The 24,889-nt window shown below is 40.0% G+C and carries 28 protein-coding genes; 22 read left to right on the top strand and 6 right to left on the bottom strand.

The window, feature by feature from the left end; translation table 11 throughout:
- Positions 1-171 precede the first annotated feature (171 nt).
- The 14 genes from LG34_RS11915 (at position 172) to LG34_RS11850 (ending at position 10,858) form a co-directional block, all read left to right on the top strand.
- Complete coding sequence (locus LG34_RS11915) at positions 172-1,128, top strand: FHA domain-containing protein (RefSeq protein ID WP_181369358.1); 957 nt, start codon at positions 172-174, stop codon at positions 1,126-1,128.
- A 52-nt stretch (positions 1,129-1,180) separates the two neighbouring features.
- Positions 1,181-2,239: an AAA family ATPase gene (locus LG34_RS11910; protein WP_109216260.1), complete on the top strand. Its 1,059-nt coding sequence runs from the start codon at positions 1,181-1,183 to the stop codon at positions 2,237-2,239.
- A 36-nt stretch (positions 2,240-2,275) separates the two neighbouring features.
- Positions 2,276-2,533 (top strand): hypothetical protein, encoded by a 258-nt coding sequence (locus LG34_RS11905; protein ID WP_109216259.1) that lies wholly within the window; start codon positions 2,276-2,278, stop codon positions 2,531-2,533.
- Positions 2,534-2,535: 2 nt separating this feature from the next.
- On the top strand, positions 2,536-3,009 hold the full coding sequence (locus LG34_RS11900; RefSeq protein WP_109216258.1) for a hypothetical protein: 474 nt from the start codon (positions 2,536-2,538) through the stop codon (positions 3,007-3,009).
- 54 nt (positions 3,010-3,063) lie between these two features.
- Positions 3,064-3,891 (top strand): hypothetical protein, encoded by an 828-nt coding sequence (locus LG34_RS11895; protein WP_109216257.1) that lies wholly within the window; start codon positions 3,064-3,066, stop codon positions 3,889-3,891.
- Positions 3,818-4,735, top strand: coding sequence for a hypothetical protein (locus LG34_RS11890; protein WP_109216256.1), 918 nt, complete (start codon positions 3,818-3,820; stop codon positions 4,733-4,735). Before LG34_RS11895 ends, LG34_RS11890 begins: the two co-directional genes overlap by 74 nt.
- Positions 4,736-4,740: 5 nt before the next feature.
- Positions 4,741-5,043 (top strand): hypothetical protein, encoded by a 303-nt coding sequence (locus LG34_RS11885; protein WP_109216255.1) that lies wholly within the window; start codon positions 4,741-4,743, stop codon positions 5,041-5,043.
- A 24-nt stretch (positions 5,044-5,067) separates the two neighbouring features.
- Positions 5,068-6,495, top strand: coding sequence for a T7SS effector LXG polymorphic toxin (locus tag LG34_RS11880; RefSeq protein WP_109216254.1), 1,428 nt, complete (start codon positions 5,068-5,070; stop codon positions 6,493-6,495).
- Positions 6,496-6,507: 12 nt separating this feature from the next.
- Entirely contained in the window at positions 6,508-6,813 is a 306-nt protein-coding gene (locus LG34_RS11875; RefSeq protein ID WP_109216253.1) for a DUF3592 domain-containing protein, read from the top strand.
- A 32-nt stretch (positions 6,814-6,845) separates the two neighbouring features.
- A complete protein-coding gene (locus LG34_RS11870; RefSeq protein ID WP_109216252.1) occupies positions 6,846-7,265 on the top strand; it encodes a DUF5082 domain-containing protein in 420 nt (139 codons plus the stop codon).
- Between the two features lie 11 nt (positions 7,266-7,276).
- Complete coding sequence (locus LG34_RS11865) at positions 7,277-7,729, top strand: hypothetical protein (RefSeq protein ID WP_109216251.1); 453 nt, start codon at positions 7,277-7,279, stop codon at positions 7,727-7,729.
- Between the two features lie 5 nt (positions 7,730-7,734).
- Positions 7,735-8,211, top strand: coding sequence for a hypothetical protein (locus LG34_RS11860; protein ID WP_109216250.1), 477 nt, complete (start codon positions 7,735-7,737; stop codon positions 8,209-8,211).
- 134 nt (positions 8,212-8,345) lie between these two features.
- Positions 8,346-10,022: an AAA family ATPase gene (locus LG34_RS11855; protein ID WP_109216249.1), complete on the top strand. Its 1,677-nt coding sequence runs from the start codon at positions 8,346-8,348 to the stop codon at positions 10,020-10,022.
- Positions 10,023-10,135: 113 nt separating this feature from the next.
- A complete protein-coding gene (locus tag LG34_RS11850) occupies positions 10,136-10,858 on the top strand; it encodes an acetylglutamate kinase (RefSeq protein ID WP_109216248.1) in 723 nt (240 codons plus the stop codon).
- A 108-nt stretch (positions 10,859-10,966) separates the two neighbouring features.
- Here LG34_RS11850 and LG34_RS11845 read toward each other — a convergent pair whose 3' ends face one another.
- Positions 10,967-12,532, bottom strand: coding sequence for an FUSC family protein (locus LG34_RS11845; RefSeq protein ID WP_109216247.1), 1,566 nt, complete (start codon positions 12,530-12,532; stop codon positions 10,967-10,969).
- Positions 12,533-12,782: 250 nt separating this feature from the next.
- Between LG34_RS11845 and ispF the strand changes: the two genes are divergently transcribed.
- The 7 genes from ispF to LG34_RS11810 all read left to right on the top strand — a co-directional run bounded on the left by ispF (position 12,783) and on the right by LG34_RS11810 (position 18,910).
- Entirely contained in the window at positions 12,783-13,319 is a 537-nt protein-coding gene (ispF, locus tag LG34_RS11840) for a 2-C-methyl-D-erythritol 2,4-cyclodiphosphate synthase (protein ID WP_109216246.1), read from the top strand.
- Entirely contained in the window at positions 13,310-14,392 is a 1,083-nt protein-coding gene (locus LG34_RS11835) for a GNAT family N-acetyltransferase (protein WP_181369357.1), read from the top strand. The genes ispF and LG34_RS11835 overlap by 10 nt, the downstream gene beginning before the upstream one ends.
- Positions 14,393-14,409: 17 nt before the next feature.
- On the top strand, positions 14,410-15,501 hold the full coding sequence (locus tag LG34_RS11830) for a phosphotransferase enzyme family protein (protein WP_158582247.1): 1,092 nt from the start codon (positions 14,410-14,412) through the stop codon (positions 15,499-15,501).
- Between the two features lie 46 nt (positions 15,502-15,547).
- Positions 15,548-16,951, top strand: a complete 1,404-nt coding sequence (gene cysS, locus LG34_RS11825; protein ID WP_109216268.1) for a cysteine--tRNA ligase — start codon at positions 15,548-15,550, stop codon at positions 16,949-16,951.
- Complete coding sequence (locus tag LG34_RS11820; protein ID WP_109216243.1) at positions 16,936-17,409, top strand: Mini-ribonuclease 3; 474 nt, start codon at positions 16,936-16,938, stop codon at positions 17,407-17,409. Before cysS ends, LG34_RS11820 begins: the two co-directional genes overlap by 16 nt.
- A 131-nt stretch (positions 17,410-17,540) precedes the next feature.
- Positions 17,541-18,287 carry a 23S rRNA (guanosine(2251)-2'-O)-methyltransferase RlmB gene (gene rlmB, locus LG34_RS11815; RefSeq protein WP_109216242.1) on the top strand — a complete coding sequence of 249 codons (747 nt, stop codon included), beginning with the start codon at positions 17,541-17,543 and terminating at the stop codon, positions 18,285-18,287.
- A 17-nt stretch (positions 18,288-18,304) separates the two neighbouring features.
- The gene (locus LG34_RS11810; protein WP_109216241.1) at positions 18,305-18,910 is read left to right on the top strand and encodes a sigma-70 family RNA polymerase sigma factor; all 606 of its coding nucleotides are present in this window, start codon (positions 18,305-18,307) and stop codon (positions 18,908-18,910) included.
- A 133-nt stretch (positions 18,911-19,043) separates the two neighbouring features.
- On the opposite strand, the gene LG34_RS11805 is transcribed toward LG34_RS11810, so the two are convergent.
- Complete coding sequence (locus LG34_RS11805) at positions 19,044-19,577, bottom strand: DUF6512 family protein (RefSeq protein ID WP_109216240.1); 534 nt, start codon at positions 19,575-19,577, stop codon at positions 19,044-19,046.
- Between the two features lie 198 nt (positions 19,578-19,775).
- The gene (locus tag LG34_RS11800; RefSeq protein ID WP_109216239.1) at positions 19,776-20,717 is read right to left on the bottom strand and encodes a dipeptidase; all 942 of its coding nucleotides are present in this window, start codon (positions 20,715-20,717) and stop codon (positions 19,776-19,778) included.
- A gap of 343 nt (positions 20,718-21,060) precedes the next feature.
- Between LG34_RS11800 and LG34_RS11795 the strand changes: the two genes are divergently transcribed.
- Positions 21,061-22,023: a CPBP family intramembrane glutamic endopeptidase gene (locus tag LG34_RS11795; protein ID WP_109216238.1), complete on the top strand. Its 963-nt coding sequence runs from the start codon at positions 21,061-21,063 to the stop codon at positions 22,021-22,023.
- A gap of 28 nt (positions 22,024-22,051) precedes the next feature.
- On the opposite strand, the gene LG34_RS11790 is transcribed toward LG34_RS11795, so the two are convergent.
- The 3 genes from LG34_RS11790 to LG34_RS11780 all read right to left on the bottom strand — a co-directional run bounded on the left by LG34_RS11790 (position 22,052) and on the right by LG34_RS11780 (position 24,815).
- Positions 22,052-22,681: a thiamine phosphate synthase gene (locus LG34_RS11790; protein WP_242979893.1), complete on the bottom strand. Its 630-nt coding sequence runs from the start codon at positions 22,679-22,681 to the stop codon at positions 22,052-22,054.
- Between the two features lie 129 nt (positions 22,682-22,810).
- A complete protein-coding gene (gene thiH / locus LG34_RS11785) occupies positions 22,811-24,025 on the bottom strand; it encodes a 2-iminoacetate synthase ThiH (protein ID WP_109216237.1) in 1,215 nt (404 codons plus the stop codon).
- Between the two features lie 13 nt (positions 24,026-24,038).
- Positions 24,039-24,815 (bottom strand): thiazole synthase, encoded by a 777-nt coding sequence (locus LG34_RS11780; RefSeq protein ID WP_109216236.1) that lies wholly within the window; start codon positions 24,813-24,815, stop codon positions 24,039-24,041.
- Positions 24,816-24,889 lie beyond the last annotated feature (74 nt).

Genomic DNA, 24,889 nt, shown 5'->3' with positions numbered 1-24,889 from the left:
TTCATGAGCAAGAAGCGAAGTGGATTGCGAATGTCCGTTTTACTGAACTAAAATTATGAGCAGTAAGTTCCTGCACGGGAAACCGTGCAGGAGCCAAAGCTGCTTATTAGAGATGATTTTGAAATAAAGTGATCTGTAATAAACAGCTTTGGGAGAAGGAGGAGTATGAGTGTGAATGCATTAGTAGAAAAAGGAATTTTGGCAGAACAAAAATGTGGAAGTAATTTTGCATATACATTGCTGGAGGATGGATTGTTTTTGCCAACAGAGTATAAAGTATTACGGAGTCAGGACGATCAGTGTTTTTTGAAATGTATGAAACTGACGTATAACGGTCAGATACAATTTTATTATCTCTTAGAAGATTATCGTTCTTTGGCACAGATGCTGCCTTCTCTGGACGCAGATGGTTTAATGGTTATTGTTACGAACGTTCTGGCAAATATGCTTCAGGTGAAAAATAACGGTTTTTTGTCCTGCCAGAAGTTAGATCTGACTTTTGAGCATATTTATGTGGATACGAATACATATAAAGTGAAACTTGTCTATGTGCCAGTGAATCAGGGATTTTATATGGACGATGCGTCTTGTGAAAATGCATTTCGGACGAGCCTGATCAAATTGATCGGTACAACACAAAATCTATGCAATAATAAAACAATAAAATTTGCAAATAGTTTGTCAAATGCTCTGCTGTCGTTGCAGGATCTGTATGAGACTGCCAATACCGGAGAGGCGTTTCAGCCATATGGAAATACTGGTGTTATCAATGCGAAAACGTATCCTGGAATGCAGCCAAAGACGGAAGGACGAAGACGAAGCGCGAGCAGCATGCAGCTGGTATCTTTAAATGCGCCAAATAAAATTGCGCTTGCAGTAGATAGAAGTGAGTATGTGATTGGTAAGAAAGCAGATGCTGTGGATGGGGTACTTTCTTTCAATAAGATGATAAGCAGGATTCACTGCAAAATCATACAGAAGGATGGACAATTTTTCATTGAAGATTTGCAAAGTGCAAATGGAACATATGTGAATTACGAAAAATTAAATCCACATAGTCCGCGTTTACTGAAAAATGGTGATCGGATTCGCTTGGCAAACAGTGATTTCGAGGCAATGATTGACTAGCAGAAATACAAACAGTTGAAAAATAGATAGAAAATATGGGGTAAGTGTAGGTATGGATAAACCGAGAGTAGTGATTGCTGATACCGACGAAAATTATATTCAGTCGATAGAATTAAAATTTATAGAAGATTTTTTTGATAAAGTGCAGTTGGAAATAATTACGGATCAGGAATATTTTGAACGATTATTTATGACTCCACAAAGTGCAGACATTTTAATTGTCTCTGAAGATTTATATGATATGTCTCTTCAGAAACACAATATCAAAAATATTTTTGTGATGACAGAACAACATGAGGAAGATCAGACGGAAGAACTGAATATCACAAAAATATTCAAATACAGCAGTATCAAGGGAATTTTTAATGAAATTCTGGGACAGAGTGCAAAGGATCTGAAACTGGCAGAGGAGGCAAGAACCGAACCACAAATTGTAGTAGTAACTTCGGCAGCAGGTGGCGTTGGAAAAACAACAGTGGCAATGGGAATGTGTGCGTGTCTGAGTCAGAATTATAAAAAGGTCTTGTATATCAATGCTTCTAACCTACAGTTTTTTCAGTATATGATGAAAGATTCAACTCCTATTTCGGATATGGAAGTATATGTACAGTTAAACACGCTGGAACAGTGTAATTATGAAAGCATAAAGCATGTGATTCGAAAAGAAGTGTTTTCATATCTGCCACCATTTAAAGCAGCGCTTATGTCGTTAGGCATCGAATATGATGTTTATGAAAAAATCGCTGTTATGGCAAGAGATAGCAGAGAATATGACTTTATTGTTGTGGATACCGATAGTTGCTTTAATCTGGAATTAAGCCGTTTGTTTGACACAGCAGATAAAGTAATTGTCGTTACAGATCAGACAAAAAAATCTGTATATGCAACAAATGCGCTGGTTTCCAGTATTAATGGGATTAATAGTGGAAAATATATATTTTTATGTAACCAGTTTGAAAAAGAAAAAGATAATGCGTTGATCAGTCCGGAAATTCTTTTGAAATTTAATGTAAGCGAGTATGTGGATGCTATACCACAGTGTGAGAAAAAGGATACTGGGGAGTTGGGAGAAGATTCGGGAATAAAAAAGGCGGCATTTTTGATTATATAGAAAGTACTAATGAAAACATAGAGGAGACGGTTATTAATGGTGAGTAATAAGGCAATCGTACAATTTATTAACAAAATTACCGGACAAAATGTTGAACTGGAAATTCCAATAAATATTACAGCAAATGATTTGATTATAGCATTGAATGAAGCATTTCATTTAGAAATGGATGTTAATAATATTTTTAATTGCTATTTGGTTGCGGAAAATCCCATTGCATTTTTGCATGGAAATAAAGAGTTGTCCGAATTTGGAATTAGAAATGGCACAAAAATAATATTTAAAAGGGGTTAGGGATGGATTTTCAATACAAATTAATAGTAAGTAATCAAACATTCTATAAAGAATTTGAGATTCCGGCAGAGTTAGAACGTGTAAAATTAGGATCGACATCAAATTGTGAATTTCGATTAAACTCAGAGTTGTTTTTTGAGGATATAGAAATTAGTCTGCAGAAAAAAGATGGATGGAATATATTATGTAGTGACAATTTGTATATTAGCAGAGGCGATGCGCGTAAATTATTATTTTCAGAGTTGTCACACGATGATGTAGTTAATATATGTTATGTAAATTCGGGGGAATTTGCATTTCAAGTTCGTTTTCTTATTGATTTTGAAGCTGAGATTCCGAGATATGATTGGTATATCAAAATGGATGAAGTACCACATATTACAATTAGTGATACAAGAGGATCAGAAATTGAATATGGAAAAGGTACTGCTGTTTATATTGAAAAAACGAAAAACGGGATTGTGATAACAGAATAAACATCTCAACTGGGGGTTAATGTAAACGGAAAGAAAATTAATAAAACGGCCATTTTGAAAGATTTTGACTTCTTTTCAATAGCAGATTTTTTTGGATTTTATAAAAATGATAAAGTGTATTTTTGTCATGATAATATCCAAACAAATAATATTAAGAAATATAATGATCGAATAGCAACCACGGAATATCCTAAATTTGTCAGAAATACGAGAATTAAGATAAAAAATGACGAAACGGCAATAAAAATTCTTGATCCGGCTGCAGTACCTGCTAAACCGGACTTAAATATTGTCACATCGCTTATGCCAGCGATCGCAATGTTTGCCCTTGTTGTTGTATTAAGAGGAGTACTTAGCACAACAGGTGGAACATTTGTCCTTTTTAGTATTTGTTCCATGGGCTTGGGGGTAGTTACATCTGTAATTAGTATTTTTGATAAGAAAAAACAATATAAAAAAGACTGCGCAGAAAGAACGGAGACATATTTAACGTATATAGAAAAGAAGAAAAAAGAGATTGAAGAGGCGAGAGAAAAGGAGTTAGAAGGATTACAGCAGCAATATTATAGTATTGAAGAAGATATTGAACATATAAGTTCGTTTTCAGCGCAATTGTTTGATCGACTTCCAGAGGATGAAGATTTTTTAGATGTTTATCTTGGTAAGGGAAAAACAAGAGCAGTGAGAATTATAGATTATAAACTTCAGGAAAAGCTAGAAGCAGGGGACGAATTGAGCGTAATGCCGGCCAGAGTGGCACAAGAATATGCTGATATAGCAGGAGCTCCGATAAAAGTATCGCTTAGAAATGCAAGAGTTAGTTGTAAATGTGGACAGGACGATAACACATTTAACGTATATTTCAAAACAGGAGACCTTTGAAGAAGATTTTTTACGGTTTATAAGAACTATTTTTGCTAGTGATAAAGATGCGGAATTATTTGAGACTAGTAAGAAAAATACTATAGAGAAGTTTAGAAAAAATTATAAAAATGGAGAATTTAGAGCACTATATAAGGCTTTTGAATATTCGGATGCAAACAAAGGATATAAATTATATGATTTAATAGAGGGTTTGCAAAAGATTAATTACGAAACTTTTATAAATGAGAATAAATTATTAATTGTTCCAGATAATTGTTGCTTATATATTAATGGAAAACTACAAGATATTTCATGTGAAGCAGTGGAACAAATAAATACTATTTTTGCAGAAAATCAACATACGGCTACTTTGGGTGGTACGATGAGTGAACAAAGATTAAAAGATGATGCACATCTTTTAGAAGTAGCACGAGAAAATGTCAATGTAGATATTTTGTCTCTGGGCTTTGAAACAAATATAAGTGTATTAGACAGAATGATATATTTATTATTTCAATCTCAGAAAATTCTAGCAGAAAATAAAATTCTTCATATAGACACGTTTGACAGTTCAATAATTATGCAAACAGAAGAAGTAATAAAAATGAAAATGATGTTAAAGAATGTGTTAAAAGAAGAAGCGTTTGAACAAACAAGGAAACATGTACTAGGAGTTATCAATCAATGGTTGGAGATGGATCCTATGCGGTTTAATATGTTAGCTGTTGAATTGAAAATTGAGAATGTTCAAATTATCGATTTCTTAAATATTATTTCGACTGTAGAATATGATGAATTTGTAACAAATGTAATTAAAATGAGACCTACGGTATCTGAAGCACAGATCATAATGAGGAGATAATAGAAATGGCGGAATTTATATTAAAACCAAATGATTTTCAAAAGCAAGTAGATTCATTTAAATCAACAACAGAAACGGTTTCTGCGCTGAAATATACATTGGAAAAAAATGGTATTAGTTTACAGTCAATTGATAAGTATGAAGAATGTATTACGGCAATGAATGATTTGATTACAACTTTTGCTGAATTTGCTGAGATGGATTGTAACTCAATGCAACGGATAAAAGCAAAATGGATGAATACAGACAGTGATATGGCAACAAAAACATTGGGAGAAATTTTGTCTGCAAAAATTTCAGGAAACTAGACATAGAGGAAAGGATAATGTAGAATGGCATCACAGGGATCATTGAAATTAAAATCAACATCACTATTAGATATGTATAATGCGATTCATACATATGAAAGTACTGTTCAGGATGCTTTATATGAACAATATAAAGCGGCATATAAATTAACGGTTACAAATTATATGCGTGGAAGTGCGGCAGATGCATTTAAAACATATTTTTCTAAAGGAACAGTTAATTTAATACAAGGTTTACTTGATATTTCGTCTGAAATGACCATGATTTTACAATTAATTACAGAAGTCTTTTATCAATTTGAGAGTGCGTCAAATGGAACAATTTTTGAGACGCAATTAGATGAAGTTGGTAGCAATCTAGACGGGAAAAAAAGTACTTATGAGGGAATGGAAAACGAAATAAGTTCTGTTATGGGAGCAGCCAGTCAGTATATAAATATTGTAGATGTAGGATACGCAGATGTGTATGATGCATATGGGCAGGTAACGAATATGTTACAGCAAATTAGAACAGATTTGTATAGTGTAGATGCAGATGCGGTAGTATCGGCTCAGGAATTGTTAACACGAATTCAGGAGTTAAAGTCACAGATTACGCAAACAATGGGATTGTGCTATAAAGATGGAAATTTTATGCCGGATCAAGCAGTAACGTTGTCAAACCAAAGTTGGTACACAACACAAACTAATGCTACATTAACGTTATTACTTTCAGAAGATCCTTTTGAATATGAGGCAGGCGCTGTTTCTGTTTCAGAAGACCAATGGGCTGCGGGATTATGTTCTGATGTATATGCGTATGCAGGATATTCATTTCTAAATGCATCCTATGAGAGCGGTGTTGAAAATAACACGGCGTTTATGAAAGCAAGGGCTTCTGTATTAAATTTAAATGGATATGCGCAGTTAACGGATTATATTAAAGCGCAGGGGGAAGCTAAAGTTGGTTATGCGGAAACAGATTTGAAAATAGGTGCCGGTGATGGGTATTTTGGTGCGCATGTAAAAGCAGAAGCTGGTGTGATAAAAGTTAATGGATCTGTTGTTGCAGGAACAGATAATTTTAACGGATATATAAAAGGAAATGCAGATGTTTTAAATGCAAATGGAAATGCAGCATTTGAATTTGAGGATGATGGACAGTTTGCAATAGGGGTTGATGCAGGGGCGTCATTGGCTTCGGCAGGGATAGAAGGAGGATTTAACTTTTTAAGTTATAAAGTATATGATGGAACAGCAACAGGGGATGAAAAAGATGATTTATTTAAAGTGAAAGTACGAGCAAGTGCAAATGCAGGAGGAAGCTTTGCAGTTTATGCAGAGAGTAAGAAAGCAATAGATTTAGATATTGCGGATATTAATGCTACAACTTTAAAAATAAAAGGAGAATTTTTACTTGGTGGAAATATCGAGATTACAGTACCGACAATATATATGAAGTGGCCATGGTAAAGAAAGAATATAATGTTTAAATTTAATGAGAAAAAATGTGTTTGCGAAGAGGAAGGGACAATTATAAAAAAGAGATGGAATGGAGATGTATGGTTTATTTCTGTTCAATATGCTGTCAATGGAATAAATTACACTTGTACGGAGCAGATTAAGTATAAAAAAATTTCAACTTATAAATTAGGAGCACTTCCAGTTGGAATTCATTCAAAAATTGCATTAGATTCTATTGAGATAGGCACTAGGATAAGAGTATTATATGATCCAAATAAGCCTAAAAGAAGTTTTTTGCCGGATAATACAGGAATTCCACTGATGTAAAAGGGTGTCGTATTTAACAAAGGAGTAGTAGAATGGAAGAAACATTAGATGATTTAAAAAGAAAATTAAAAAATATTGCATCTAAGATTAGCGATAAAATGAATGAGCGACAGAACTATTTGGATCAGGCTGCTGAAATTCAGAAAATTTATGACCGTATGCTTCAAGATAAGAAGACATTAAAAAAATATAAGAGTGATATCAGGACTTTTTATAACAAGGCATATACAGATTTCAAAGGTAATAAATTTTCATATACATATAAGCCATCTATTCAGGAGTTGGGAAATTCTTATGATGCAGTTATATCTAGAATCGATACAAATTTAGATGCACTTAATACTAAAAAGTCGGAATATAATAATAAGGCTTCCGGTTGTTTAGGACCTTTGGGATCATTGGAATCATCCTACAATTATGTTAAAACAAAAGTTCAGAATTGGACGAATTAAGGTGAGATTATATGAACAATATTAAAGTAAAATTAGTTGAAGCACATCAGAGTCAGTTGAAAAATTTTGATGTGAAAAAAGAATTGCAAAGTGTACAAGAGTATGTTAATGGCTTAGAAATTGAATTAGAAAATAGGACTGTTTTTCTGGTATGCATTCAGGGAAATTATGATGATTTTGGAAAAAGAACCAATACGGTATTTGTAATTATTAATAATTGTGGAAAGGCAATTAGAGAATTACATGGAGTGATAAAAGTGAAATCTTGTATACTACATACAGTTCAATTTGCGAAAGCTACAATAGATTTTGATGAGGCTTTCATGGGAAAAATTGAAAATAATGAGGGCATGCTTGTACATTTGAACATTCCTACAAGAGGGTTAAATCAAAACAAGATATTTAAGTCAACAGAATTGGAGGTAGAATTCACAGACGTACGTGTTACATATGTGGATGAATAAAAAAGTTGAAAAAGAAAATTTTAAAAGTAGTAAGTGTAGTATTTTTGCTAATTTTTGTGTGTGGATGTGGAAATACGACAAATTCTCAAACAATGACAGCACAAGAGTTTAAAAGAAATATGGAGGATAGAGGGTTAGAGGTAGTAGATCAAACGTCTTCAGCGTCAGATTCTACGTATCAGTATATCTATGTTGCATTGGATAAGGAAAAATATTCATTTGAATATTACTTTATGGATAGCCCAGAAGCTTCTGATACGGTTTATCAATATGCTGTTTCAAACATTAATAATATTTATGAGGATGTGGACACAGCGACAATTACAGAAGAAGATAAAAAGAAGTATACGGATTATCAGGTAAGTGCAGAAGATTATTATTGTGAAGTTATAAAGCAGGAGAATACAGTATTGTATGTGACCGCGTACCATGATTATGAATCTGAAGCAAAACAAATTGTGTCTGAATTAGGTTATAAATAAGAAAAATGAAAGAGTATTCGGGAAAAGAACATATTAGCACTATGTTCTTTTCTTGTCCCATTTTATCCTTCGTGTTATGATAATATATAACAAATATAAACAGAAAAACATATGTGGGAAAGGAGATTTTCGGCATGAAGACAATTAATATCTCTGTCGGTATTTCCGATTTTGAAAAAATCCGAAAAAACAAGTATTACTACATGGATAAAAGTGATCTTATTCGAAAAATTGTCGAGCCGACTCCGGCAGAAGTGACACTGATCACTCGCCCGCGGCGTTTTGGAAAAACACTTGGCATGAGTATGTTGTCCAGCTTTTTTGATATTCGCAGAGACAGTGAGGAGCTTTTTTCGAATCTGGATATTATGAATGATTCCGTTTTGTGTCAACAATGGATGAATCAATGGCCTGTAATTTTCCTTTCCATGAAAGATATTGATGGTTTATCTTATCAAAAAGCATATGAACAGTTTGTGTTACAGATTTCAGAATTATATAAGCGATATACTTATGTATTAGAATGTGAAGCGATTGATCCGGATGACAAAGAACTGTTTTTGCTTTTGAAGGCGGGACAGGCGAGTGAGGCACAGATCAGCCGTTCACTCAGCACGTTAATGCGTATGCTTCAGACCTATTATCAGAAGCAGGTCATTTTGTTGTTGGATGAATATGATGTGCCGATTGCAAAAGCAAGTAATCATGGCTATTATGATCAGATGTTGGAACTGATCAAAGTATTTATGAGTACGGCATTAAAAGATAATTCATCTTTGAAATTTGCGGTGATTACCGGATGTCTGAAAATTGCCAAAGAGAGTATTTTTACCGGGACGAACAATATGGTTTCGGATACGATCACGCAGTCTGAATTAAATGAATATTTTGGCTTTACACAGTCTGAAGTAGAACAGTTATTGAAAGATATGGATGCGACAGAATATGCTTCGGAAATGAAACTCTGGTATGACGGATATCATTTTGGCGATTGTGATGTGTATTGTCCGTGGGACGTGATGAATTATTTGCGAGATATTCAGGCGGATTCGGATGCAAAACCGACTGGATATTGGAAAAATACCAGTGATAATGCGATCATTCGTTCCTTTATTGATTTTGCAGGTGGATCAATTACCAGAAAACTGGAAACATTGCTTTCCGGTGGATATATTGTGCAGCAAATCGACGAGAATCTTACGTATGATTATCTGCATTCTTCAGAAGAAAATCTATGGAGCGTTTTATATCTGACAGGGTATTTGACCAGTGTGAAAAAAGTAGATGCACAGGAAATACAGATTCTGGACGAATATACAGCACTGACGATACCAAATAAAGAGATTCAGGAGATTTTTGAGACAACAATTGCAAAATGGTTCGATGAAAGTGCTAAGACATGGAATCGCAAAGCGTTGTTTGAGGCTGTTTGGAATGGTGATTCGGATACGATCACACAGGAAATGAACAAATTATTGCGCAAAACTATCAGCTATCATGATTATCGAGAGGACTTTTATCATGCATTTCTGGCAGGAATTTTTGCCGGAGCTGGATATATGGTGGAGTCAAACCGCGAACATGGCGAAGGTCGTAGTGATGTAGTGGTTTATGATGCGGCGAATGGAAATGTGGCCGTATTTGAGGCGAAGTATTCAAAAAAACTGGAAGCGATGGATGCAGATTGTGATGTGGCATTATGCCAGATTGACAGCAGAATGTATACATCAGAATTTGAAGATGAGTACGATCATATTTTCTGTTATGGAATTTCTTTCTTTAAAAAGCGTTGTATTGTGAAGAAAAAATAAGATAAAGTAATGCATGATATTTACTATACCGGATCAGACCTTGCCAGTTGTAATGGATTGCCGTATAATAAAAAAGGTTGTTGTAACCAGAAAAAGATAAATGAGGTAAAGTTATGGATCGTTATTTAGAAAATATAGAGCATAAAGCGGCAGTTCTGTGTGATGCATTGCCATACATTCGTGATTTTGTTCACAAAGTAATCGTGATAGAATATGACTGTGGCGAATGGCTTTCCGGTGTGGAAGAAAAGAAAATGATCAAGGATATTGTATTGCTGAAAAGTATCGGTGTGATTCCAATTGTGGTACATCGTACCCAGATGGGAGTAGACAAATTTCGTGAAAATAAACGTATTGCGAAACTGTTAGAGCTGTACGATACAAAAGCAATCGGTATCTGTGGAGTAGACATTGAGACAATTCAGATGATGATCAAAAATGATTATATTCCGGTTATTGTTCCAAATGATATTGATAATGAGATGGAACATATTGATCCACGGGATACGGCTCTGGAAGTGGCTGTAAAGATGCAGGCAGACAAGCTGATCTATCTTTCCAGATATCCGGGTATTTATACGGATGATACACGTAGTGACGTATATCCGCGCATTACGGTAGATGAGGTAGAAGAATTAAAGAAAACGCGTCATTTTCAACCGGATTTCATGGATTATCTGCAGCATTGTATTGATGCAGTCAATCAGGGAGTAAACCGTGCGCATATTCTGGATGGCAGAATTGAGCATGTGTTGCCAATCGAATTTTTCAGTATTGACGGAGCGGGAACCGTTCTGATCAAAGATGAAAAAACCTTGTATCAACATGAACTGTAAAATTTTGTTTATAGGGTCTGAGTTTATTTTCTCTCAGCGAGCGATTGTTAGCCGCGGAGATAAAATAAACTCAGACCCTTTTAATAACCTTAATAACCTAAATTTTTATCACACAAACAAGTATTTTACCAGATAAGACGCCAGCCACGCCATATGCTGTTTCCGATCATTTTCAAAATCCGGAAGTTTCTTTTCTTTTGGCAGTGAATCCTGCAAATTCTCTGCTCTGGTAGACAGCAGATAGGATTTAATGATCAGTTGATCGATCTGGTGGCGCCGCACATCTTCTCCGGGAGTGGTATGTGCATCCACTTCTGTCAGTTTTGTACGGATACTTTTCAACAGTTCGAATAGATACTGCATCTGTTTCTGGATACGAACCGGGAAGATATACTTATTGGCAAGCAAAGCAATTCCTGCACCTGCAAGGGTATAGAACAGACGCTGCAACAGGACGATCGGAACACTGCTGTCTATGGACTGGAGTGCCAGCGCGGAGCAGGTGATAAAGGCGACCATCGGACCGTAGCCGTCGGCGGCATAGATCATAAAGTTTGCCACTGTCATGATGACAACTCTGGAACCGAAATCTGGAAACAGTGTGAAAAATACAAAGCACAACACGATTCCTGCCATGGTGCCAAGTACACGCTGCCGAACTCTCTGCACGGTATGTTCCGTAAATGGAATCATCATGAAAAAGATGGAAATTACAAGCCAGTAAATATTATTGCTCTGCCACAGGTAGGAAATCACCAGACATGGTGTCAGTATGATCACCTGACGGAGTGCAAAACGAAGCCGCATATTTCGAATATCCGGTTTGCGTACACGAAACGTCAGCTTACGGTAGTCCGCAGTAGGTTCTGTGGTCAGAAACTGAGGATAAAATTTCGCATAAATTTCTTCTGCGCGTGCCAGATTTCCTTCCTGTTCCGGGTGATTGGTCAGATAGTTGATGACCTGAAATACAAGCACAAAGCGGCAGTACCAGTTGATTTTCCCTTTGTGGCGCAGTGCCGCGCGGTTGGAGGAATAAATCTCCATACTACATTTCTGATTAATCTCACAGAGTTTTTTATGAACCGGAAGCAGTTCGTTCACATTTTCTGCAAAAGAGGAAGCGTCGCCGTCCTTGGCGGTAAGGTCTAGCAGCTGTCTGCATACCTCAAAGCCTTCCTGAATCAATCCAATTAAGCGTTTTTGCGTATTTTCCTTGCGGGAAAGAAGCCAGGAAAATAAAAATACAATGGCGAAGCTTGCCAGCAGGGCAAGTAAACGATTTCCAAGTGCTGAAAAGGTATGCACTGGTGCAATCTGGAAAAAGATCAGGGCCATGCCTGCCGGAAAATAATTGTTCGGATTGTATTCGTCGATCAGCAGATAAGCCAGCCAGAACAGTGCCGCCGCATTGATCAGAATGCAGAGCGGAAGGTTGATGACGGCAAGAAAGGAAAATACTGCCATGATCATGTAGACGATAAAGTTCCGGATTAGACATTCGTAATGATTGCACATATTTCGATAGCGCAGGAACGAGAGCGTTGCAAAGGGACCGATCATCGTGTTTTCCATGCCAAAGAAAAAATATGTGATAAAAAATATAATTGTAGCAACAATGGTTGGCGCGATCGCCGAACGCATTAAGTTTTTCTGTTTTTCTGAACGTTTCAAAAAATCACCTCATATCAATTTTAAGAAGAAAAAAACAGTAAGTCAATGGAAATTTTTTGAGAAGTGTGGTAAACTAAAAACCAAATAGGCTCTTGTGGTATGCATATTGGATTTTTGAGGAAGATGGCAGGTAGATCGTGTGAGATGAGATATGAAAAACAGAACGCCAAAAAGCTCAATGAACTTCGAAAATTGCAGAAGTAGGCATGACAGGAGATAAATATGGAAAGAAAAGAGGTGCATTTATCATATGAGAATAGGAATGGGTTATGATGTGCATAAGCTGACAGAGGGACGCAAGCTGATCCTTGGTGGGGTGGAGATTCCGCATAGTCTGGGATTGTTAGGTCACTCTGATGCAGATGTATTACTGCATGCGATCATGGATGCATTGCTTGGGGCAGCGGCACTGGGAGATATCGGAAAACATTTTCCGGATACGGACGAGCGGTATCGTGGAATTTCCAGTCTGAAGCTGTTGGAGCATGTGGCAGAATTGCTGGAGGAAGAACACTATATTATAGAAAATATCGATGCGACGGTGATCGCGCAGAAACCGAAGCTGAGACCGTATATTGAGCAGATGGAGCAGAATATTGCAGATACGCTTCACATTTCAAAGAGCCAGGTCAATGTCAAGGCGACCACGGAGGAACATCTGGGCTTTACCGGCAGAGAAGAAGGCATTTCTTCCAATGCGGTGTGTCTGTTGTCTACGATTTATGAAAACAGCGTAGCAGTTGGGGACAGCGCGGCAGGCTGCCCGGGATGCGGAGGATGCCATTGAGTATGCGCTATCTGACACAGGGCGAAAAAGAGAACAGTCGCAGACTTTATGAGTGCTGTTTCCCGGAAGACAGTCAGAAATTTGTGGATTATTATTATCAGGAAAAATGCAGGGAGAATGAGATTGCAGTGATTGAAGAAAATGGAAAAATTATTTCCATGGTACATGCCAATCCATTTACGGTAAGCTGCTGTGGTACACAGGCAGAGGTGCATTATATTGTAGCAGTGGCAACCGATCCTGAATATCGGCGCAGAGGCTATATGCGTCAGCTGATGCAGCAGGTTTTGCGTGATTGCAGGAACAGAGGCGAAGTATTTTCCTTTCTGATGCCGGCAGATCCGGCTTATTATGAACCATTGGGATATCGTTACTGGAACAATCAGTATGTGTGGGAGATTCCGAAAGAGCAGGAATTGCTGCTAAAGGGATTCTGCCAAAATCCAGAATATCAATCTGATGCTGATCCGAAAGCACTGGCACAGATGGCAGACCGAATACTTGCAGATCAGTTTGACCTTTACATTCTGCGGAATGCATCGTATTATGAACGGATAGAGAAAGAACAGGAAAGCGAAGATGGCGGAGTATATGTCTGGTATGATGAGCAAAAAACTCCGGTTGGAAGCGTTTTTTATGCTAAAGAAGACGGATTTGAACTTCGGGAACCGATACTGCCAGATGTGAGAAAACAGCAGATTCCCGATAAAGATAGTTTAGGAAAAGCTGATTTGGATAAAGGTAATTCTGATAAGGACAAACTGTCGGTTGGAGAAAGAAAAGATGACAGTTTTTATGTGACAGAGCGAAAAGAATCTGTGATGATGGGGAGAATTACAGATTTACCGGTATTTGTTCAGATGCTGCGCTCAGAAAAGCCCTATGAAGAAATATTACAGATCAGGGATGACATATTACCGGAAAATAATGGCATTTTTCGGATTTATATAGATAAAACAGGCGGAAGGGCAGAGAGAGCAGAGGCTTGCGAAAATGCCAGAGCCATGGATATAGCAACATTTGGTCAACTGATGTTTGACAGGTTACGAATTTTTGTCAACGAGTTGGTCTGACCATGGAGGTAAGAAAGATGTTAAAGTTTGAAGAGATTATCAGTAAATTTCAGATAGAAGGGGAAATTACCGATGTAAAACCGCTTGGTCATGGAACGGTAAACCATACGTATGAGATCGTTTGCGGTGGAGAGCATTATGTACTTCAGGAAATGAACCATATTGTGTTCAAATATCCGACAGAAGTCATGAACAATCTTTTCCTGGTCACAGAATATCTGAGAGATGCGATTGAGCGGGAAGGTCGTGATCCGGAACTGGAAGCACTGACGTTTATCCGCACCAAAGCAGGAAATCAGTTATTACAGACTGAGGAAGGCAGTTATTTCCGTCTGTATCGTATGATCTGCTGTGGTGAGGAGATGCAGAAACCGACGACACCGGAGGAAGCTTATGAGGCAGCAAAGGCAGTCGGTGAGTTTCATCGCCGTCTGCGTGATTTTGACAGCAGCCAGCTTGGTGCTACTGTGCCAAAACTGCACGATATGCGAAATGCCATGAGACAGCTTCTGGATGCGGTTCGTGCGGATATCTGTTTCCGTACTTCAGACTGTCAGGAGCAGATTCAGTTCGTACTGGATCGTTCCAAACAGCTTAACCAGATTCAGGATGCGATGGAGTCCAAACAGATTCCGCGCCGTGTGACACATAATGATACCCGTTACAGTAATGTGCTGATCGACAGTGACAGCAAAAAGTCCATCTGTCTGATTGATCTGGATACCGTGATGTCCGGTGCATCGATCCTTGATTTCGGCGATGCAGTGCGTGCAGGAGCGGCTACATTTACAGAAGATGAAAAATTTGGCAATATTGAGCTGGATCTTGATCTGTACCGCGGTTATGTACAGGGTTACTGCCATGAGATGGGAAGAATCCTGACCGCAAAGGAAAAAGAACTGATGGTATACGCCGTATGGCTGATGACGATGGAAAGCGGAATCCGTTTTCTGACGGATTATCTGAGCGGTGATCGGAATATCACGAATTTTTCCGATGAGCGTCAGAATCTGTATCGCGCGGTCAACCAGTTTTTCTTAGTGCTTGATATTGAAGAAAAGAAAGAACAGATGCAAGAGATCACAGCAGCCGTTCTGATGAAAAAATAAGGAAATATATATGAGAAAGGAGAGCGGGGCAACCTGCTTACATGGAATGAAACTTTATAATACACTGACAAAACAGAAAGAAGAATTTGTACCTTTACACGAAGGAAAGGTAAGCATGTATGTGTGCGGACCGACCGTATATAACTTTATCCATATCGGAAATGCACGTCCGATGATCGTATTTGACACCGTGCGCAGATATATGGAATACAAAGGTTACGAAGTAAATTATGTATCCAACTTCACTGATGTAGATGACAAGATCATCAAAAAAGCCATCGAGGAAGGACGTACTGCAGAGGAAGTTTCTCAGCAGTACATTGAAGAGTGCAAAAAAGATATGCACGACATGAACGTAAAACCGGCAACTACCCATCCGCTGGCAACACAGGAAATTCAGGGCATGCTGGATATGATCAGCACTCTGATCGAAAAAGGATATGCTTATGCGGCAGCTGACGGAACGGTTTACTACCGCACCAGAAAATTCAAAGATTACGGAAAACTTTCCCATAAAAATATCGATGATCTGGAAGCAGGACACAGAAATATCCAGGTAACCGGTGATCTGAAGGAAGATCCGTTGGATTTCGTACTCTGGAAACCGAAAAAAGACGGTGAGCCGTACTGGGAGTCTCCGTGGTGTCAGGGACGTCCGGGCTGGCATATTGAGTGCTCTGTGATGTCCAAAAAATATCTGGGTGATGAGATTGACATTCATGCCGGTGGCGAGGATCTGATCTTTCCGCATCATGAGAATGAGATCGCACAGAGTGAAGCTGCCAACGGCGTACCATTTGCAAAATACTGGCTGCACAACGCATTTTTAAATATTGATAACAAAAAAATGTCCAAATCTCTTGGAAACTTCTTTACCGTAAGAGAGATTGGTGAAAAATATGACCTTCAGGTTCTGCGTTTCTTCATGCTTTCTGCACATTACAGAAGCCCGTTGAACTTCAGCGCTGATCTGATGGAAGCTGCAAAGAACGGTCTGGAGCGTATTGTGACAGCAGCAGAAAACCTGCAGAGATTATCCGGCAGCACAACCGGTGAGCTGACAGAGGCAGAAAAAGAGCTTCTGGCACAGTCTCATGTATATCAGGAAAAATTTGAGGCTGCAATGGATGATGATTTCAATACTGCTGATGCGGTATCCGCAATTTTTGAGTATGTAAAATTCTGCAACACCAATGCATCCGGTGAGAGCAGCAAAGTGTACATTGATGCATTATATGCAAAATTAAAAGAGCTGTGCGATGTTCTTGGAATCATTGTAGAAAAAGAGGCAGAGATTCTGGATGAGGATATCGAGAAACTGATCGAAGAGCGTCAGGCAGCAAGAAAAGAGAAAAACTTTGCCCGTGCTGATGAGATCCGTGATGAACTTGCAGCAATGGGAATTATTCTGAAAGATACAAGAGAAGGAGTTACATGGAAAAGAGCGTAGATACAGCAGCACTGCCGATTTTCAGTGCAATCCGTGAAACATTTGACATTCGAAAAGGAGATATCCGCACCTATTCGCCGCTGACTCTGGCATACATCGGGGATGGCATTTATGACCTTGTGATTCGTTCTATGATCGTGGCGCAGGGAAACACGAAAGCAAGCCAGCTTCATCAGCATACGAGTCATCTGGTAAAGGCACACTCCCAGTCAGCGATGATGGAGTACCTGCTTCCGGTACTTTCTGAGGAGGAAGAAGCCGTATACAAGCGGGGACGGAATGCAAAATCTCCGACTATGGCAAAAAATGCCAGTATGAGTGATTACCGCCGGGCGACGGGGTTTGAGGCTTTGATGGGATATCTGTATCTGGCAGACCGGTTTGACCGGATTCTGGAACTTACGGTTCTGGGACTGGACGGTCTGGAGAAAGAAGAAAAGTTATATCAGCATCATTAGAAAAATGACAGGAATGGAACGAAATCAGGAGAAGTTCCCTACTTTATTAGAAAAATGAGTAAATGGGGATGGCGATCTGTTTGACAAAGTTCCTGTAAAAATAGTGAATGAACAGGAGATTATAAATCTATATGAGATACGAAGAATTAACCATCGAGGGCAGAAATGCGGTTCTGGAAGCATTTCGTTCCGGCAAGACCATTGATAAGGTATTTGTGCTGGAAGGCTGTCAGGATGGTCCGATCAAGACAATTTTAAGAGAAGCAAAAAAACATGGCACCATGGTAAAATTTGTTTCCAAAGACCGTCTGGACAATATGTCTGAGACAAAGAAACATCAGGGCGTGATTGCCTATGCAGCGGCATACAATTATGCGACGGTAGAAGATATTCTGGCGAAAGCGGAAGAAGCCGGAGAACCGCCATTTATCTTTCTGTTAGATGGCATCGAAGATCCGCACAATCTTGGCGCGATCATCCGTACCGCAAACCTTGCGGGAGCACATGGTGTCATTATTCCGAAAAACCGCGCGGTTGGTTTAACTGCAACGGTAGCAAAAACTTCTGCCGGAGCGTTGAATTACACACCGGTAGCAAAAGTAACAAACTTAAGCGCAACCATGAAAGAACTGAAAAAACAGGGACTCTGGTTTGTTTGTGCCGATATGGATGGTGAAGTAATGTACCGTCAGAATCTGACCGGACCAATCGGACTGGTGATCGGAAATGAGGGTGACGGTGTCAGCAAACTGGTGCGCGAGAACTGTGATTTTACCGCATCCATTCCGATGAAAGGGGATATCGATTCCCTGAATGCATCGGTGGCAGCAGGTGTTCTGGCTTATGAGATCGTGCGCCAGCGGTTACAGAGAAAATAGAAACGGAATAAGAATATATGGAAAAACAGTATGAAGCCTTGACGGACGAAGAACTGATAGAAAAATTACGCGCCGGGGAATCCGGTGTCATGGATTTTCTGCTGGAAAAATATAAATATCTCGTTCGTAAAAAGGCAAATGCTGTTTTTTTATTGGGCGGAGATACGGATGATCTAGTGCAGGAGGGGATGATCGGGCTGTTTAAGGCAGTCCGTGATTTTGACCGCAGTCAGGGAAGTTTTTATTATTTTGCGGATCTGTGTATTGGCAGACAGATTTATCATGCGATTGAGGCTGCCAGTCGAAAGAAACATGGACCGCTAAATTCGTACATTTCTCTCTCAGAAGATGCATCGGATACGTCAGGTGTTCCTCTGGCGGAAAGTATTTCCTGGCGGGAAGATAATCCGGAACAGATTTTGATCGAACGGGAGAATGTGGAACAGTTTCTGGAGGAAATCCGCTCCAACTTAAGTCCGTTGGAGCAGAAAGTATTAACGGATTATCTGGATGGTATGAATTACCGCCAGATTGCGGAAAAATGGAACAAACCAGAGAAATCCATTGACAATGCATTGCAGAGGATCAAGTCCAAGGTACAAAAGCTCCGATCCTGTAAGTAAAAAATTGGATTTAAAAACAGCTGAATGTGCAACGGATCAAGCTCAAAGTCCAGAAACTCCGATCTCGTAAGTAAAATTAACTGGATTAAAAAATAGCGGAATATACAGCAAATCGAATCCAGAGTATAAAAACTCAGATGCCATAAGTAAAATCAACTGGATCCAAAAATAATTGAATATGTGGCGGAAAAAAGGTAAATGTCAGGAATGCTGCCAGTAACGCGAAGAGGAGCAGAAAAGCTGTAAAGGTTGTCAACTTCAGTGGATGCGCCAGAAAACGGGTGCTGGCATAAAAGGTCAGAAATACACTGACGGCAAAGATGGCAATGTCAACCGGGAAAAATCCCTTGCCAATCACACCGGTATAGGTGTAGAAACTGACCGGAATAAAGGCAAGTCCACAAAAAAGTCCCAGTGTCCGGGCTGTGAGCAGATCCTTAGAGGAAGAACCGTATTTTTTGTATTCCCAGAGAAAATACAGAAAAGAAGGGAAAAAGAGGAGCTTCATATGTTCCCAGGTGGATTCGTTGACGGCACTGAACAATCCTGCCACGGGTGCTTCCCGAAGCCATGCAAAACTGAAATGCAGCAGGGTGCCAAGGATCAGAACAAAGAAAAAACCGATTTTGTTTGACTTTTTTAGAAAATTGTTTACAAACTGAATCATAACAATGCCTCCATATACGATAAATGACGTATTTTAAAAAGTGTATTTTTTCATACATTTCCTGTATCAGTATATGCAGGCATTGTTTGTATCAGAACCTATAAATTAGGATTTCCAGATTTTTTTCTGAAAAAAGAAGTTTGGTAGTTGTTATTTTATTCACATAAAGAAATCATTCGTGAGGGAAAGTCGCTTGGTTTACAGCAGCTCCCGATAAATACGTAAGGTATTCTGGTAACAGATTTTTTCAATTTGAGTCGGTGTTAAGCCGGCCGTTTTCATTGTCTGAACCAGTTTTGGAAGAACGCTGCAATCTGGAATGTCATCGTAGCGGTCGATTCCGTCGAAATCTGAACCAAGGGCAACGAAATCTTCTCCGCCAAGATTTATCATGTATTTCATGTGCTGCACGGCCAGATCCAGATAAGACTCATCCGCGTTTTGTTCACCAAGAAAATGCTGGTAAAAGTTAATACCGGCGATGCCGCCACGTTCTGCCAGTTTGCGGATCATATCATCTGTGAGGTTTCGTGGGGAAGCGCACAGGCTGCGGGCATTGGAATGGCTTGCGACAAACGGTTTTTTTGTATGAGCAAGGACATCATAAAATCCGGTATCAGACAGATGGGAGACATCAATGATCATTCCGAGATGTTCCATTTCCTGCAGAAAACAGATGCCCTGTTCTTTTAAGCCTTTTTCCTGTTTATTTGGATAACCAAGGGAATTTTCATGATTCCAGGTAAGTGTCATCATGCGCATGCCAAGACGATACAGAATGTGCAAAAATTCTGGTTTTCCAAGGGTGATTTCGCCTTCTTCACCGGTTAACAGGGCAGACATGACACCATCGGACTGATTTTTCTCAATATCAGCAAAACAGCGGACTGGACGAATAAGATCGCGATGAGCCTCCAGTTCCGAGTAAAACAGATCAATCATTTCCAGTGCATCCTGCAGAGGTGTTTGGGTTTCTTCCAGATTGACAAATACGGCAAAGTTTTGAAGCAGATAGCCGCTTTGCTGCATCCAATCCAGTGAGATCTGTGTATGGTGCTGATCCAGACCGTAGGTCTGCCCCTGACGTTTGCGATTCAGCATGGCAGAGAGAGTATCACAGTGCATATCAATAATTTTCATGGTAAAAAGCCTCCGTTATATTGAATTTGTTTTCATTCCTGTTTATAAATAATTATAGTGATATTCTTAAAAAATTCACATATAGCTATTATACTAAAAGTAATGTAAAATAGACAGAAGAAATATGACACAGGCTATATTGAAAAATAAGCAGATAAATATGGCGTTAGATGTAGTGTGAAATAAGAAGTATAATGCTAGAAGTAATGTGAAAAAGCAGAAGAAATATGATGCCAGAAATAATGTGAAAAGGTAGAAAAAATATGATACCAGATGTAATATAGAAGAAATGTGATAATAAAAGTAGTGTAGAATAAACAGAAGAAATGGAGAAGATACACTTATGGATGACAGAAGATTTTTTTCAAAAATAGGAATGAGTTACTTTGTGATGGCACTGTTGACGACGGGGATACAGATCGTTGTATCATTGATCCTGGCTGTGGCAGCACCGGAGTGGACCGATCTGGCAATTGTAAACTGGCTGGTATCACTGATACCGCTTTATCTGATCGCGATTCCGGTTTGCTTTAAGATGTTACGTTCGTTACCGGCGATGCAGTTGTATCAGAGTAAATTGAAACCGGGTCGGTGGTTTCGGATTCTTTGCATCAGCATTTTTATCATGTATGTAGGAAATATTATTGGAAATATCGTATGTGCGCTGATCACGCGGGCAACCGGACTGGATCTGACACTGGGATTGGATAGTCTGATGACAGGCGGAAGTGTGTGGTACAACCTGTTGTTTACCGTGATCCTTGCACCAATCATGGAAGAATTGATTTTTCGTAAAGCGTTGGTAGATCGGGCAATTGTGTATGGGGATAAAGCGACAGTATTGTTATCTGGATTAATGTTTGGTTTGTTTCACGGTAATTTTCATCAGTTTTTCTATGCGTTTGGATTGGGCTGCGTGCTGGCATATGTATACATTCGTACCGGAAAACTCAGATATAGCATCGCATTGCACATGTCCGTGAATTTCTTGGGAGGATTTTTATCTTCCTGGCTTTTGCAGAAAATAGATTATGCTTCCTGGCTTTCACAGAATCCGTATGATTCCATTGACTTGGTCTTTAATCATATGGGACCACTTCTGGCGTTAATTCTGTTAGAAATTGGTATGATCGGACTTGCCATTGCTGGACTTGTATTTTTTATTATGTCAGTGAAAAAGCTGGAGTGGCGTAGTGGAGAATACGAAAAACCGACAGGAAAAATGGCATCGGTGATGTTTGGAAATCCGGGTATGCTGTTGTTTTTCGCTATCTGCGTGGGATTATTTATCATGTCGATGCTGTAATGAAAGTAAGAAAAGTCCGGCAGATGGATTAGAGCTCCATCATGCCGGACATAATGCATCCGCCTGCGGCACCGGCGGATTCTAATTCCTGCCATTGGGCAGGATCAAATTTAATACCGCCGATGCCATAGACCGACAGCGATACGGACTTGCACACAGTCTGAAGGAACTTCAGACCGCGGGGTGCAAGTCCTTTTTTGCAATCGGTCACATAAATGTGCCCGGCGGCAACGTACGTTGCGCCGAGCCTTTCGGCTTCCAGCGCTTCGTCCACGGAGTGGACGGAGGTGCCGATGACGGAAAAACCTGCCAGTTTTTCCAAGGCGGTTCCATCGGCACCTGCAAGGCTGCGAAGCAGCGGCAGCGGCAGGTGGATGCAGGTACATCCAAGGGCAAGCGCATCCTGCCAGAATGTATGCAGGATGCAGGAAACATTGTATTGTTGGCAGATGGGCAAAACCCTTATGGCAAGGGTTTTGTAATCCTCTGCCGGCAGATCTTTTTCCCGCAGGATCAGAGCCGCGGGGTGTGCCTGGCACACCCGCTCAATCTGATCCAGAAATGGATGCGCTGCCAGATGCCGGTTGCTGACCGCGAGAATTGGAAAATTTGAATTCTGTGTTGCCATATTTTTGGAAATATCTATTTTGGTGTTCATAATAAATGTATCTCCCTTAATAATATATAAATATCCTAGGATATGAGAACTATAACTCATATATGGAAATATTATATACATTTGAGAACTATAGCATATCTACAGCATAAATATTGGGTATTATAGTACTTATACATAAATATAATCACTCATAACCGGCTGCAATTTATGCTGCAACAGCGCATGATAAATTTCATCCACCGAACGGCCATCTGCAATCTCAAACTGATCATCGCCCTTGTCCTCAATATCTTCCACATGGCTTCCGATACCGGTGCTGACACCGGCAGAAATTTTCGTGGCAGCAATATCCACCAGATGATCCCGGACACGTTCGCATTCCCTGGTAGAAACCGTAATGCTTGCAAATGGCATAAACAGGCGGTAAGCACAGACTACCTGAAGCAGCTGACGTTCGTGCACATCCATTGGATTAATGCGGTCATTGTTGATGATCGGACGAAGCCGCGGGCAGGAAAAGGCAATCTCTGCATGCGGATATTTGCGCTGTAGCAGATAAGCGTGATAGCCGGTGGCAAAGGCATCTTTGCGGAAATCATCAAGACCGAGCAGAGCGGCGAAACCGACTCCACGCATACCGCCCATTAAGGCACGTTCCTGTGCATTGACGCGGTATGGAAAAATACGCTTGTGCCCTGCCAGATGCAGCGTTTCGTATTTATCCGAATTATAGGTCTCCTGAAAGACGGTGACGTAATCAGCACCGCAGGCATGCAGATAAGCATACTGATCGGAATTCACCGGATAAATTTCCAGACCGATGACTTTAAAATATTTTTGAGCGATCTTGCATGCTTCTCCGATATATTCCACTGTTGACATTGTCGGGCTTTCTCCGGTCAGGATCAGAATCTCCTGCAGACCGGTAGCAGCGATAGCAGCCATCTCTTTTTCAATTTCCTCCGGTGTCAGACGGGCACGGTGGATTTTGTTGTGACAGTTGAAACCGCAGTAAATGCAGTAATTTTCACAATAATTGGCAATGTAGATCGGTGTGAACATGTAGACGCTGTTGCCAAAATGCTTTTTTGTCTCAATTTGAGCTGCCTGTGCAATTTCTTCCAGAAACGGAAGTGCGGCAGGAGAGAGCAGCGCCTGAAAATCTTCTGGGGTACGTTCCGAATGTGCCAGTGCACGTTTTACATCTTCTGCGGTATATTTGGCATAGTCATAGTGTTCCATGGCATCAATGACCTGATCCATGATATCGGAGCCGATATTTTGCATATCCGGCAGATAGGTCATGTGGTCAATACGGTTTTTCTTCTGATCTTCCAGAATTTCTTCACTTAAAATACTTTCGTTGATATGTTTGTTTTCCATGTCTGCATGCCTCCTAATCCTGTAAAAATCCAGTTAATGGGGAGGATGCGCTTGCGCCCCGTTCGATGGTGCGTCCAAGACCGGACAGATAAGCACTTCTTCCGGCTTCTATGGCTTTTTTGAAGGCTTCTGCCATCAGCGGCACATTTCCGGCAGTGGCAACGGCAGTGTTTGCCATGACAGCGGCAGCACCCATTTCCATGGCGTCACATGCCTGAGACGGACGGCCGATACCGGCATCTACAATGATCGGAAGATCAATCTCATCGATCAGGATCTGGATAAAATCTCTGGTGGAAAGACCTTTGTTGGAACCAATCGGAGAGCCAAGCGGCATGATGCATGCGGCACCTGCATCCACAAGGGCTCTGGCAGCGTTCAGATCCGGATACATGTAAGGCATCACGACAAATCCTTCTTTTGCAAGGATTTCCGTTGCTTTGATGGTCTCATAGTTATCCGGAAGCAGATATTTGGAATCGTGAACAACTTCGATTTTGACAAAGTCACCACAGCCTAAAGCTCTGGAGAGACGGGCAATGCGGACCGCTTCCTCTGCGTTTCTGGCGCCGGAAGTATTTGGCAACAGCGTGATATTTTCCGGAATGTAGTCCAGAATGTTTGCCAGACCGCCTTCGTTGGCACGGCGCAGCGCCAGTGTAATGATCTGAGCACCTGCTTTTTCGATACAGGCTTGTACCAGCTCCAGTGAAAATTTTCCGGATCCCAGAATAAAGCGGGATGTGAATTCATGTCCTCCAAGTACGAATTTATCTTCGGTTGTGTTCATAGTAAATTACCTTCCTTTTCTTAAAAATTTTAACCGAATCAAGTAAGTCCCCTGCTTCAATTGCGAAAAGCAAT

It is taken from the genome of Eubacterium ramulus, assembly GCF_003122485.1.
GTDB lineage: Bacteria > Bacillota > Clostridia > Lachnospirales > Lachnospiraceae > Eubacterium_I > Eubacterium_I ramulus_A.
The sequence above is the reverse complement of the archived record's forward strand: the minus strand, read 5'-3'. Positions and strand labels throughout refer to the sequence as shown.

What these genes read in the sequence shown, in the direction of transcription:
- LG34_RS11800 (WP_109216239.1), bottom strand. Translation starts at nt 20,717, where the DNA reads ATGAAAATTATTGATATGCACTGTGATACTCTCTCTGCCATGCTGAAT.
- LG34_RS11905 (WP_109216259.1), top strand. Translation starts at nt 2,276, where the DNA reads ATGGTGAGTAATAAGGCAATCGTACAATTTATTAACAAAATTACCGGA.
- LG34_RS11850 (WP_109216248.1), top strand. Translation starts at nt 10,136, where the DNA reads ATGGATCGTTATTTAGAAAATATAGAGCATAAAGCGGCAGTTCTGTGT.
- LG34_RS11865 (WP_109216251.1), top strand. Translation starts at nt 7,277, where the DNA reads ATGAACAATATTAAAGTAAAATTAGTTGAAGCACATCAGAGTCAGTTG.
- LG34_RS11790 (WP_242979893.1), bottom strand. Translation starts at nt 22,681, where the DNA reads ATGAACACCAAAATAGATATTTCCAAAAATATGGCAACACAGAATTCA.
- LG34_RS11830 (WP_158582247.1), top strand. Translation starts at nt 14,410, where the DNA reads ATGTTAAAGTTTGAAGAGATTATCAGTAAATTTCAGATAGAAGGGGAA.
- LG34_RS11810 (WP_109216241.1), top strand. Translation starts at nt 18,305, where the DNA reads ATGGAAAAACAGTATGAAGCCTTGACGGACGAAGAACTGATAGAAAAA.
- cysS (WP_109216268.1), top strand. Translation starts at nt 15,548, where the DNA reads ATGAAACTTTATAATACACTGACAAAACAGAAAGAAGAATTTGTACCT.
- LG34_RS11805 (WP_109216240.1), bottom strand. Translation starts at nt 19,577, where the DNA reads ATGATTCAGTTTGTAAACAATTTTCTAAAAAAGTCAAACAAAATCGGT.
- LG34_RS11870 (WP_109216252.1), top strand. Translation starts at nt 6,846, where the DNA reads ATGGAAGAAACATTAGATGATTTAAAAAGAAAATTAAAAAATATTGCA.
- LG34_RS11910 (WP_109216260.1), top strand. Translation starts at nt 1,181, where the DNA reads ATGGATAAACCGAGAGTAGTGATTGCTGATACCGACGAAAATTATATT.
- rlmB (WP_109216242.1), top strand. Translation starts at nt 17,541, where the DNA reads ATGAGATACGAAGAATTAACCATCGAGGGCAGAAATGCGGTTCTGGAA.
- LG34_RS11855 (WP_109216249.1), top strand. Translation starts at nt 8,346, where the DNA reads ATGAAGACAATTAATATCTCTGTCGGTATTTCCGATTTTGAAAAAATC.
- LG34_RS11780 (WP_109216236.1), bottom strand. Translation starts at nt 24,815, where the DNA reads ATGAACACAACCGAAGATAAATTCGTACTTGGAGGACATGAATTCACA.
- LG34_RS11795 (WP_109216238.1), top strand. Translation starts at nt 21,061, where the DNA reads ATGGATGACAGAAGATTTTTTTCAAAAATAGGAATGAGTTACTTTGTG.
- LG34_RS11880 (WP_109216254.1), top strand. Translation starts at nt 5,068, where the DNA reads ATGGCATCACAGGGATCATTGAAATTAAAATCAACATCACTATTAGAT.
- thiH (WP_109216237.1), bottom strand. Translation starts at nt 24,025, where the DNA reads ATGGAAAACAAACATATCAACGAAAGTATTTTAAGTGAAGAAATTCTG.
- ispF (WP_109216246.1), top strand. Translation starts at nt 12,783, where the DNA reads ATGAGAATAGGAATGGGTTATGATGTGCATAAGCTGACAGAGGGACGC.
- LG34_RS11835 (WP_181369357.1), top strand. Translation starts at nt 13,310, where the DNA reads ATGCCATTGAGTATGCGCTATCTGACACAGGGCGAAAAAGAGAACAGT.
- LG34_RS11885 (WP_109216255.1), top strand. Translation starts at nt 4,741, where the DNA reads ATGGCGGAATTTATATTAAAACCAAATGATTTTCAAAAGCAAGTAGAT.
- LG34_RS11875 (WP_109216253.1), top strand. Translation starts at nt 6,508, where the DNA reads ATGTTTAAATTTAATGAGAAAAAATGTGTTTGCGAAGAGGAAGGGACA.
- LG34_RS11820 (WP_109216243.1), top strand. Translation starts at nt 16,936, where the DNA reads ATGGAAAAGAGCGTAGATACAGCAGCACTGCCGATTTTCAGTGCAATC.
- LG34_RS11900 (WP_109216258.1), top strand. Translation starts at nt 2,536, where the DNA reads ATGGATTTTCAATACAAATTAATAGTAAGTAATCAAACATTCTATAAA.
- LG34_RS11890 (WP_109216256.1), top strand. Translation starts at nt 3,818, where the DNA reads ATGCAAGAGTTAGTTGTAAATGTGGACAGGACGATAACACATTTAACG.